The sequence below is a fragment of the Sphingobium sp. L-44 genome (assembly GCF_056859495.1).
The window spans coordinates 1-11465 of the sequence record NZ_JBSXOQ010000065.1; the positions used below are offsets into that span (position 1 = coordinate 1).

General features: G+C 64.2%; 10 protein-coding genes. 4 read left to right on the top strand and 6 right to left on the bottom strand.

Annotated elements, in window-relative coordinates; all coding sequences use genetic code 11:
- Positions 1-185: 185 nt before the first annotated feature.
- Genes AC13EK_RS06930 through AC13EK_RS06940 form a run of 3 tightly spaced genes read right to left on the bottom strand, consistent with a single transcriptional unit; the run spans position 186 to position 3252 of the window.
- A complete protein-coding gene (locus AC13EK_RS06930; RefSeq protein ID WP_008603800.1) occupies positions 186-917 on the bottom strand; it encodes a superoxide dismutase in 732 nt (243 codons plus the stop codon).
- Positions 918-928: 11 nt separating this feature from the next.
- Complete coding sequence (chrA, locus tag AC13EK_RS06935; RefSeq protein WP_008603799.1) at positions 929-2326, bottom strand: chromate efflux transporter; 1398 nt, start codon at positions 2324-2326, stop codon at positions 929-931.
- Between the two features lie 2 nt (positions 2327-2328).
- Complete coding sequence (locus AC13EK_RS06940) at positions 2329-3252, bottom strand: chromate resistance protein ChrB domain-containing protein (RefSeq protein ID WP_008603798.1); 924 nt, start codon at positions 3250-3252, stop codon at positions 2329-2331.
- A 195-nt stretch (positions 3253-3447) separates the two neighbouring features.
- On the opposite strand from AC13EK_RS06940, the gene AC13EK_RS06945 reads away from it, so the two are divergent.
- The 4 genes from AC13EK_RS06945 to AC13EK_RS06960 all read left to right on the top strand — a co-directional run bounded on the left by AC13EK_RS06945 (position 3448) and on the right by AC13EK_RS06960 (position 6574).
- Positions 3448-4338, top strand: a complete 891-nt coding sequence (locus AC13EK_RS06945) for a DUF1259 domain-containing protein (protein WP_483022101.1) — start codon at positions 3448-3450, stop codon at positions 4336-4338.
- Entirely contained in the window at positions 4335-4739 is a 405-nt protein-coding gene (locus AC13EK_RS06950; RefSeq protein WP_228165648.1) for a PepSY domain-containing protein, read from the top strand. Before AC13EK_RS06945 ends, AC13EK_RS06950 begins: the two co-directional genes overlap by 4 nt.
- Before the next feature lie 75 nt (positions 4740-4814).
- On the top strand, positions 4815-5141 hold the full coding sequence (locus AC13EK_RS06955; RefSeq protein ID WP_223178489.1) for a Rap1a/Tai family immunity protein: 327 nt from the start codon (positions 4815-4817) through the stop codon (positions 5139-5141).
- 950 nt (positions 5142-6091) lie between these two features.
- Entirely contained in the window at positions 6092-6574 is a 483-nt protein-coding gene (locus AC13EK_RS06960; protein ID WP_483022102.1) for a DUF4142 domain-containing protein, read from the top strand.
- A gap of 394 nt (positions 6575-6968) precedes the next feature.
- Here the strand turns inward: AC13EK_RS06960 and AC13EK_RS06965 are convergent, their stop codons facing one another.
- From AC13EK_RS06965 to AC13EK_RS06975, 3 genes are read right to left on the bottom strand one after another with little or no spacing between them, the layout of a single operon-like run.
- A complete protein-coding gene (locus tag AC13EK_RS06965) occupies positions 6969-8393 on the bottom strand; it encodes an efflux transporter outer membrane subunit (protein ID WP_133085409.1) in 1425 nt (474 codons plus the stop codon).
- Entirely contained in the window at positions 8393-9919 is a 1527-nt protein-coding gene (locus AC13EK_RS06970; protein WP_133085408.1) for a DHA2 family efflux MFS transporter permease subunit, read from the bottom strand. The genes AC13EK_RS06965 and AC13EK_RS06970 overlap by 1 nt, the downstream gene beginning before the upstream one ends.
- Positions 9919-11115 (bottom strand): HlyD family secretion protein, encoded by a 1197-nt coding sequence (locus tag AC13EK_RS06975; RefSeq protein WP_133085407.1) that lies wholly within the window; start codon positions 11113-11115, stop codon positions 9919-9921. The genes AC13EK_RS06970 and AC13EK_RS06975 overlap by 1 nt, the downstream gene beginning before the upstream one ends.
- Positions 11116-11465: the final 350 nt, after the last annotated feature.

Consider the following 11465-nt stretch of genomic DNA (forward strand, 5'->3'; position numbering starts at 1 on the left):
TCAAAATGCGTAGCCATCGCCGGATAGAACTGAGCCGTCGCCTTTCTGGCGCGACCGTAGAAGGCAGCAACAAGTAAGATCTCGCGCCGGCTATCTGGGCGAGCTTGGCGTAGGATTCCGCCCCCTCCCGCAAACGCCCCCTCAGGTGTCGCGCAGCAGTGGGTGTTAAGCCACGGCGGTCGGGTTCAGCCGCCGCCGCGCAAAGCCGCGGCATAGCGCCGGTCGACCACTTCCCAGTCGATGTTGCGGAAGAAGGCGTCGACATATTTGGCGGCGGCGGTGCCGTAATCCATGTGGAAACTGTGCTCGTACATATCGAGCGCGAGCAGCGGCACGCCGGCAATCGCACCGTGCATATGATCCCACGCCCAATGGTTGTGCAGCGAGCGCGTGTGGAGATTGTAGACGAGCACGCACCAGCCCGATCCGCCGGCAAGGCTCATCCCGGTACGGCGGAAGTCGGCTTCCCAGCGGTCGAACGAGCCGAACGCCGCGCCCAGCGCGTCGCGGATGGAACCGGCTGCCTGGCCGTTGCCGCCGAGCCCGTCGAAATAGACCTCATGGAGCACGACCGAGCCGGTGCGGTGCAGCTCCTCGCGCTTCAATCCGCCATAGACCACCGGCGGCAGGTCCGTGTCAGCGAGCGCGGCGGCAAGTCGTGTCTCGATCATATTCAGGGCCTTGACCGAGCCCGCATAATTGTTCTCGTGGTGCGATGTGATCAGCCTTTCGGAGAGGCCGTGAAGCCTGGCGGGATTGAACCTGAGCGGCTTGACCTGATGATTTCCGGCAAAGGCGGGGACAGCCGCCGGCGCTGCGGCCGGCGTCTGCGCAGAGGCTTCGTTGATAGTCATGGCGGCGGCTCCGATGCCAAGAGTTGCGATTGCACTGCGTCGGGAAAGATGGTCGATCGTCACGCGTCACTCCTTCAGATGATCATTACATATGCGGCCCCGAGGACCGAGCAGACGCCGAGCACCGGCAGCATGCCGGCCTTGAACCGGAACATGGCGAGTATCGCACCCACCGCGAGCGCCAGCGCCGGCCAGTTGACGGACGTTAGGACTGGGAGATCGATGGTGCCGGCTGCGAACGGCACTTCGCGGACTTGCTCGAACAGAGTGTGGATACCAAACCAGACCGCCAGATTGAGGATCACGCCGACCACTGCGGCGGTGATCGCCGAAAGCGCGGCCGACAATGCGCGGTTGCCGCGCAGCCGCTCGATGAATGGCGCGCCGGCGAAGATCCACAGGAAGCATGGCAGGAAGGTAACCCAGGTGGTGAGGATTGCGCCGAAGGTCGCGGCGACGAGCGGCGGCAGCCCGGTCGCTTCGCGGAAGGCCGCGAGGAAGCCGACGAACTGCGTCACCATGATCAGCGGCCCGGGCGTGGTCTCGGCCATGCCGAGCCCGTCGAGCATCTCGCCGGGCTGGAGCCAGCCATAGGTCTCGACTGCCTCCTGCGCGACATAGGCGAGCACCGCATAGGCGCCGCCGAAGGTCACCACCGCCATCTGGCTGAAGAAGGTGGCGATGCGGCTGAACACGTCGTCGGGGCCGAACGCGAACAGCAGCGCTGCGACCGGCCCGAGCCAGAGCAGCAGCAGGACGCCGGAGATGCGCAGCGACCAAGAGAGGTTCGGCCGGGCATGGTCGGGAAGGCCCTCGCCAAGAGCGGTGTCGCGGTCGTGGATTATCTCAGCGCCGGCGGGACCATGTCCGCCGCCGCCCTTGAATGCGGCGTAACCAGCGCGGCCACCGAAGAAGCCGATCAGCGCGGCGGCAAGCACGATCAGCGGGAAGGGCACGTCGAGCACGAAGATCGCGACGAACGCCAGCGCGGCAAAACCGCGCATGACGTTGTTCTTCAAGGCACGCGAACCCACCCGGACCACCGCCTGTAGCACCACCGCCAGCACGGCGGCCTTCAATCCGAAGAACAATCCCTCGACCAGCGCCACTTCGCCGAGCAGCACATAGACATAGCTGAGCCCTAAAATCGCGAGGAAGCCGGGCAGCACGAATAGCGCGCCCGCGACCAGGCCGCCCTTGGTCTTATGGAGCAACCAGCCAATATAGACAGCTAGCTGTTGCGCTTCAGGGCCGGGCAGCAGCATGCAATAGTTGAGCGCGTGGAGGAACCGCTCCTCGCCGATCCAGCGCTTCTCCTCGACCAGGATGCGATGCATCACCGCTATCTGGCCCGCCGGTCCGCCGAAGCTGAGCAGCGCGACCCTGATCCAGACGCGCACCGCCTCGCCAAAGCTGATGCCGTGCTCGTGCAGCGTCTCGACTGCGATTTCAGCGCGTGCGCTGGCCTCCATCTTTAGTCCTCTTTTCGCCGGGTGAAGTGAGCATAGAATCCGTCGAGCGCGGTCGATCCGCGCGCGATCCGCTCCTCGTCGTCGTCGGTGCCGGCACAGATGCCGGCGATAAGCGCGCTCACTCCCGGAGTTTCCGGGCGCTCGAACCGAGCATCGGCAATATCAAGGTCGTGAACAATTTCGCCGAGCGCCCGCAGCGCGGGGTCGGTCTCGAGACCGGTGAGGAACACCAAGGTCTCGAAGGAGCAGCGGTCGCCTTCGTGGGTGAACTCAGCGTCCGCCATGTCGAACCTCAGTTCGTCAGGCTCCGGCACATATCCTTTGCCCTCGACGAACTTGAAGCTCGCCTCGGGGTCGATGAAGCGGCGAATGAGCCAGGCGGACGCGATGCGATCGACATGGACATGGCGGCGCGTCACCCAAACGCGGCGCTTTAGCTCCGCCGGGGTCAGCTCGGGCGCACCGGGGCCGCTCACATCGGGATGTTGGTGAGAGCGGCGGTCCGCCTCGGTGATGGCGGCCTGTGCCGCCTGCCGACCATGCGCACCGAAAAAGTCGATCGCGGCGACCTCGTTCAGGCGTTTGCGCAGGCGGCCCACATCCGCCGCCGCGACATACTCGCCCTCACACAGCGCGCGCGCCTCGCGTGCCAACTCCTCATAGTCGGCGTCACGCGCAGCGTCGAACACTCCGCGCAGCTCCGCATCGCCCATGCCGCCGACAAGGCGCGCTTCGAGGATCAGCGCCTCGCCGCCATTTTCGGTGATCTCGCGATGCAGTTCTTCGAACAGCGCGCGCGTGTCCTCGCGATTGGGGAGCGCATGGACGGCGTTCTTGAGCGGCGCGGCCCCGATCGCCTGCAAACGCCGCCAGACCTTCACCCGCAAATAGGCAGGCTTAGCCGGAAGCTGCGGGATCAGGAGCAACCAAGGGGAAGCTTGTGTGTTTGTCATAGTTGTATCGTCACTAGCCTACAAGTGTAAGGGTTGCATCACAAGCCTCATGAACATAGGACTGCTTATCCCGAAGAAAGAAACCGGAGCGCAATGTCGCGGCTCGCCGGCGGCGCGCTCGCATGACGTGAGGCTTTCCGTGTCGAGTGCGCTGATGAAGGATCAATTATGCTGAAAAAGACCATCGCCTTGGGATTCGCCAGCCTCCTGCTGGCAAGCCCGGCATGGGCAGCGCCGGACTGGTCGGCTGTCGACCGGGCGATAGGACGAGCGGGGGCCGAACAGCCGGGGGGCGTTCACCGCTACAGCTTCTCGCGTTCGGACCTGAGCGTCACGCTGGATGGGGTGACGATCAAGCCCTCCCTCGCGCTCGGCTCTTGGGCGGCGTTTCAGCCGATGGGCGACGAGGCGATGGTGATGGGCGATCTCGTGCTGACCCACGACGAGGTGAACCCCGTTTTGAGCCGCCTGCTCGCAAGCGGTTTTACGATCACCGCGCTCCACAATCACCTGCTCCGCTCTTCGCCTGCGACCATGTACATGCACATTGCCGGCCACGGCGACCCGGTGAAGCTCGCGGCCGCGCTCCGGCAAGCGCTATCAGCCAGTCGGACCCCGCTCGCCGCGCCGCAATCGCCTTCGGCCAGCGCAGCCGCATCGCGGCTCGACCTCGATGTGGCCGCGCTCAACCGGTTGATGGGCGGTGAGGGCAAGACGGCCGGTGGCATCCTCCAATACAGCTTTCCGCGCGCCGAGCGGCTGATGGACGGCGATATGGAGACTCCGCCGACGATGGGCACGGCGACCGCGATCAACTTTCAGCCAACCGGGGACGGCCGAGCCGCCATCACCGGCGATTTCGTACTTGTCGCAAACGAGGTCGATCCGGTCCTGCGCGTGCTGCGGACGAACGGGATCGAGGTCACGGCGCTGCATAATCATATGCTAAACGACGAGCCGCGGCTGTTCTTCATGCACTTCTGGGCCAACGACGACGCAGCCAAGCTCGCCCGTGGGCTGCGCGCGGCGCTCGACAGGATGAACAATCAGAGGAGTTGAACTCGGACGACGGCTCATTGGGCCGTAACCGCCGCCCGCCCGACCCCACGGCCCTTATGCAGGAAGTGGAATGGAACATGGCTAGCAAACGAACTCTCACTGTTGTCGCAGGCGTGGGCGCGGCCGCGCTGGCGATCGCGGGCGTGGCGATCGCGCAAAACCACGAGGCGAACGAAAACCGGATAATCGGCAAGCACAGCGAACGAGACATCCCGCTTGCTCAGGTGCCCGAGGCCGCGATGAACGCGGCACGCGCGCAACTCGCGTCAATAAGCAAAGCGGAGCAAGTCACCCGAAAGGCGGACGGAAGCACGCTCTATGAAATCAAGGGCAAGAACAGCGACGGAAAGACGATCGAACTGTTCGTCACGCCCGAAGGCCAGGTGCTCGGCCGCGAATGATGGATCAGCACGGGGCGCCGGCCGTCGAGGGCCGTGCGCCCCTTCCGAAATGATACTGCGGAATAGGAGACGAAAATGCGGCCAAGGCGATGGATATTGTTATGCGCCGCTTTGGCCGCCCTGCCTGATAGTGCGATCGGCCAAACCGAACCCGCGTCGGCGACGGGCTCGGCGTTGTTCGTAAGCTGTCAAGCGAATGAGCCGCGATGCGGCGCTTACCTCCAAGGCGTGCTCGACATGATGATCGTCGCGCGAAAAGCGGAATGCCGCGCTCCACGCTATGACCGATCGGCGCTGCGCGCGGCATATTTACGCTGGGCGGAGCAGAATAGCTATTTTATGAGTGTTCATATGGTGGCCGGAGCTGAACGCTCGTTAGCGAAGGCTTGGCCATGTCAGTAGCATCGTACCCCGCGGCGTAGCCTGCCCGGCGGCTGCCTTTGAGGGCAGGCGGAGCGTCCGCCTGGCGGTGAATTCCGCCAGCTCAACGATCCCATGTCGCGCCTCAAGCTCGCTAATTAGCCGATGTTCGCATTATGTCTGCCAAATCGTTGTCTGGCGCACAAACCTTGAGGTGACGCCCGAATGGTAAGAACGACTGGGGAGGCGACGCGCCAGATCGTCGCCGATCGGATCAAGACGGGCGGATCGCTGGACAATGAAACGGGCTGCGTGTCCCCGGCTCCGGCGCCGGGGACACGCGATAAGAACCGCAGCCGCTAATTGCATCGGGAGGCAGGCAGTTGGCTATGCTGATATCAAGCGCACGTTAATCTCTACGCTCACAGTGATACAAATCCCTTGGACATCACTCCTGACAGTGCAAGGTTCGAGCGGCAATTATTCTGCCGCGAGTTCGATTGTCGCTGTCTCCACTCCCCGTACCAGCAGCTAACGCCTTGACCTGACGCACTCAACTGGCCTCGTCGGACATCAGTGATATGGGCGCGAACAACTAAATTACCGACCCGCTTATCATCGATCGCACGAGCGATCTTCGAGAGAAGCTTGTCATGGTCGAGGATAGTCGGCGACAACGGGTATGGCGAAAAGAATGCGGCCGTGTCCGAGCTGGGTGCGCGTCATGTCGCTGAGCTGCTGGCGCTGCGGATCAGGCGGCCGATGGCCGACAAAGGTCTCCGTCCCCGCCGTCACGCGCCGGGCCGATTGGCCCAGACGAGATCCAAAAAGGGAACCGTTCCGTTTCCTTATCGTTCGAGCCGTTGATCTTGGTCAATGTCTAACAAAACCAACGGAGGATTTCGATGAAGACTGCGATATTTGCCGCGCTGCTTACCCTGGCGCCAGTTCCAGTGTTGGCTCAGGCTGTTTCGCCCGCGACTTCGGGAACGATGAACAGCGCCGACATCGGCGTCTCGCCGGTCGCAAGCCAGAGTGGACCCAACTACGTGCTCGCCGCGGCCGACGCCAATCTTTACCAGATCAAGGCGGCGCAGCTCGCCGCGACGCGCGCGCAGCGTGATGACGTCAAGGCCTATGCGAAGCGCGTTCTGGCAGAGACGCAGAGTAGCCACAAAGCGCTGCTGGCGGCGTTGAAGAACGATCAGCGCACGATCAAGGCGCCGTCCTCGACCCTTTCCGCCGACCGCGCTGCCCTCCTCAAGCTGCTCCAGAAGGCGCCGAAGAGCGCTTTCGACAACCTCTATCTCACCCAGTCGGCGCAGGTTCAGCAGGCTGCGTGGGCGGTGCATAAGGGCTACGCACAGGACGGAACCGATCCGGCGCTGCAGCAAGTCGCCGGTACCGCGGTCCCGGTGCTGGAGAACGAGCTCACCACCGGCAAGTCGCTGACCCCCTCCGGGCTTGCAGGATAGGTGATACCGCCGGGCCAAGTCGACACAGCCCCCCGACCTGGTCCGGCACCTGTTTGCTGCCATTGATGCTGGGAATGTAGCCGGCGGTATTGCTCGCCTGATCCGCCCCGCATGAGATGCTGCATCGCGGTCAGCAGCCGTAACGGTCGATACGTTTGCTGCCCAGTAAGCATTCGCAAAATTGGGCCTAAGATCCTCGAAAAGCGCTTGCGCGAGAGCACGTCCCTCTTCGGTGAGCGAGCGGAGCTTCTGCCGACGATTGCGCTCCCCTACACGCCCGCAGTCCATCAGATCTAGTCCTCCCCTGATTGCGTCATCACGCAGATACCCGACAGGAGGAGGAAGAAGCGCGCCGTCACTCGGTCAGCGCCCCTCCCCGGCATGTGCACAACGGTCACAGCTGGCTCCATCCGAGTCCCAACGCCTTTTGCAGGGCGACAAATGCACGATCAAGCTCGCCAGTCGCCTCCAGCACCGACTGATCGGCAGCCAGCGCCGCGCGTTCGGCGTCGATCGAGGTGCTCAGCGGTACAGCTCCCTGCTCGTATCGCTGCCGGGCGTAGGTTGCCGATTGCCTGGCACCGTCCCGGCTTGCGATACTCGAAAACAGGTTACGGCGCTGATTACCGAAGCGGGTCAGGCTGGTTTCCGCATCCGACAGCGCGCCGAGGACTGCCTTGCGATATTGCGCTTCCGCCTCGTCGCGGTCGGCCACGGCCTGCTCGACCCGAGCACGATTACGGCCGAAGTCGAGGAAGCTCCAGCTGATCCGCGGCAGAAGAAGGCCCGCAACGCTGTCAGGTTCGATCACATCGGCAATATTGGGACCACCGAGGCCAATGATACCCATGATGCTGACTGATGGGAATTGCCGGGCGACGTTGACTCCGATCTGCGCATTCGATGCCGCCAACTGCCGCTCGGCTGCGCGAATGTCCGGTCGGCGTCGCAGCATGGCGGCCGGATCGCCGATCGCGACAGTCCCGGGGATCATCGGGATCGGCGCGGGGGTAGACAGCGCGGCGTCGTGTGCACCGGGTTCGTCGCCGGTGAGGAGGGCAAGCTGGTCGAGCGTGGTTGCGATCTGCCCTTCAAGCGGCAACAGCCCGGCCTCCGTGCGGGTCAGCTCAGTCTGGAGCCGAACCACCTCGTCGCGCGACGATGCACCGCGTTGCTCACGCTGTTGAAGCAGGGCGAGTGATCTCTGCTGAAGCTCCGCGGAGCGACGGGCCAGGATCAGGCGCTGCTGAAGTTCGCGCAGGGTCACATAATTCTGGGCGACCTCCGCCGAGAGACGAACCTGCGCATCAGCTCTATTGGCTTCGGCTGCCTGAGCCTGAGCTTCAGCACCTTCGGCGGCACGGCGTCGTCCGCCGAACAGATCGATCTCCCACGATGCATCCAGGCCGGCGTTGTAGAATTCGGCCCTGATACGATCGGATTGCTCGCCTTGCGTCGGCAGCGCGAGCGAGCCGGCGGGAAGATCGGCGACGATCGCAGTCCCTGACGCGGAGACGGTGGGAAGCTGGCTCGCGCGCTGTTCGCGCAAGCTGGCGCGCGCCTTGCGGATGCGCGCCTCGGCGATCGCCACGTCCGGATTAGAGGCAAGCGCGCGGTCGATCAGCTTCGTGAGCTGCGCGTCGCCCATGCCTTCCCACCAGCGTGCGACAGGGGTCTGCAGGGTGACCGCCTGATCCGCGCGGCGGAATGTCGATCCGGCGCGCTCGCCGCTCGCAACACCCGGCGGGCCTCCATAGTTGGGGCCGACGACGCATCCGGTCAGGAGTGCGGGGAGAATGGCCCAGCCAAGTCGCTTCATCAGTGCATCGCCATCTGCGTGTCGGAGGAGATCGGGCGGAGGAACAGCGCCAGCGGCGTGGTGATCGCGATCGCGACGCCTAGCGCGAAGAACAAGTCGTTATAGGCCATGACGGTAGACTGTTCGAGGAGTTGACCGGCGAGCTGCCGATAGGCGCCGGCTTCGCCGGACGGCATGGCCATGGCTTTAGCGAACCATTCCTGCGTGGTGGCCGCATTGGCCGACACCGTCTCACCGAGCCGGTTGAAATGGAGGAATGTCTGCCGGTCCTGGAGGGTCGCCATCAAGGCAAGGCCGATCGATCCGCCGAGGTTGCGCCCCGCGTTGAACAGCGCGGACGCATCGCCCGCGTCCTCTGGCGCCACGGCGCTGATCGCGGCCTGGTTGAGGAACATCATGGCGAAGATCTGCCCGAAGCCGCGGACGAGCTGGGAATCCGTAAGATCGCCACCGGCTGACTGTGCGGTTAGGTGCCAATCCATCGCGCAGCTGACGCCGATCAGCGTCATCCCGACAAATACCGCCAGCCGGACGTCGAGATATTTGAACGCGAGCGGCAGGAACGGCATCAGCATCAGGGCGGGGATGCCGGAGACGAAGACCACCTTGCCCGATTGCAGCGCGCTGTAATCCGCCATCGACGAGAGGAACTGCGGGATGAGGAAGGTCACCCCGTAGAGCACGACGCCGATGATGAGGCTGAGGACGAAAACGCTGCCAAACGAGCGGCTGAAGATCAGCGACAGCTTGAGCACCGGATGCGCGGAGCGGACCTGTCCGAGCGTGATCAGCGCGAAGCCGAAGACCGTTGCGAGCGCGAGCTTCACGATCATGGCAGACTCGAACCACATCTCGCGCTGCCCCTCCTCGAGCATGACGGTGAGCGCACCCAGACCGATTGCAAGCCCCGCGATCCCGAACCAGTCGGCATGGCGCAGCTGGTCGAGCCGAAGACGCTCATGCTTGAGCCCGAACAACAGGAGCAGGACGAGCCCGGCACAGACCGGCACGTTCAGGAAAAAGGCGTAGTGCCAGCTGTAATTGTCGGTGAGCCAGCCGCCGATGATCGGCCCGAGCACCGGACCGAGGATCGCGGTGCCGCCGAACGCGGCCGTGCCGATCGGCTGCTGCGACGGCGGGAGCCGCGTCGCGATGATGGTCATCGCAGTCGGGATCAGCGCACCGCCGGTGAAGCCCTGCCCTACACGACCGGCGATCATCATCGGCAACGTCGTCGAGATGCCGCAAACGATCGAGAAGCCGGTAAAGCTGACCGCTGCACCCAGAAGGAAGTTGCGCAGACCGAACAGGCGCACGAGGAAGGGGCTCAGCGGGATCATAACGATCTCCGCCACGAGATAGGAGGTCGCGACCCAGGTGCCCTCGGTTCCGCTCGCGCCGATCTCGCCCTGAATGGTGGGCAAGGCTGCATTGACGATCGAGATATCCAGCAGCGCCATGAACGACCCGATCGTGCCCGCCGCGACGGCGAGCCAGTCGCGCAGGCCGGCGCGTTCGGCCGCCATCAGCGCGCGCCCTGCGTCTCGCCGCGCTTCAGCCGCTCGGTTTCCTGCTCGATCCGTTCCCGGCTTCCCTTTGCGCCGATCGTGTCGACCGTGACCTCGACCGACAGGCCGGGCCGCAGCACCCGGCGCGCTTCCGGACCCGCCTCAATGCTGATGCGCACGGGCACTCGCTGGACGATCTTCGTGAAGTTCCCGGTAGCGTTCTCGGGCGGGATGAGCGAGAACTGCGCGCCTGTCCCTGGAGAGAAGCTGGCGACCCGGCCTCGCAGTTCGGCGCCGTCCAGCGCATCAACCTTGATGGTCACTGGCTGCCCGACGCGCATCAGAGCGACCTGCGTCTCCTTGAAATTCGCCTCGATGTAGAGCTGATCGACCGGCACCACCGACATCAGCCGGGTCGCCGGCTGGACATATTGCCCGGCCCGGACTGCCTTGTCGGCGACAACGCCGTCGATGCTGCTGCGGATCTCGACGGCGCCGAGATCCGTCGAGGCGCGCGCAAGCTGCGCCTGCGCGGTGCCGCGCTGCGCCTCCGCTTGGCCGATGCGAGCCGCTTGTGTCGCGACACTGCGACGGGCGGCGAGGTAGGCGGCGCGCTGCGCGCGCAGATCGGCGGCGGTTCGATCACGCTGAAGGACAAGGTTTGCCAGACGCTCACGCGATTCCGCCCCTGTCCGAGCGAGGGGCTCGTAGCGTCTTACCTCGTTCTCTGCCGCTGCCGCGGCAGCCTCGGCGCTCGCAACCTGGGCGGCGGCCTGAGCGACAGTGGCCCGTTGCTCGTCAAGCGTCCGGCGTGCGGTCGTGATGTTGGCGCCGGCTGCGGCGATCTGAGCTTGCGCCTGATCGACATTGGCGCGGTAGTCACGAGGATCGAGGATGGCAAGCAGCTGGCCGCGGCGGACATGCTGGTTGTCGGCGACGAGGACACGCTCGACGTAGCCGCCGACCTTCGGTGAAACGGTCACAAAGTCCGCGCGCACATAGGCGTTGTTGGTCGATTGGAGGTACTGGCCGCTTGCGCGGTAATTCATATACCAGACGATGGCCGCGATGATGCCGGCGGCAAGCGCGGCGATGAGGACGTAGCGGACTATCGGGTAGCGCTCGAGAAGCGAGGGCTTCTTCTCAGCCTGGGTCTCCGATTGCGCATCCTGCTTAGGGTCACTGCCGTTTTCTTCAGCCCGCTCGTCAGCCACTCTACAAGGGGTGACTACACGAAAGTGACGTATCTGCACGCTAAGGGCGAACAAATCCGGTAGGATGCCAGCAGATGTTATTGGCAGGGTTTCCTGCCCCTTTTATGTGGTGCGGCCCTACGGGCGCCGATATGGGAGGGCGGCAATCCGATTGAGCAACGATCGAGCTAGACCCCTGCTGGCCAAATATGTGACCTGGTTGCCCAGCCCCGGTATGGCGAAGGATTGCGGATAAACCAGAGCGTGGACTGCATGGGCCGCGCACCGGTCAACGTCCATCAAACCCAACCTCGCCCACTTCAAATCGCTGAGGGCAGCCATGTCTGTGTCGATTCCACCGGGTGCAAAAG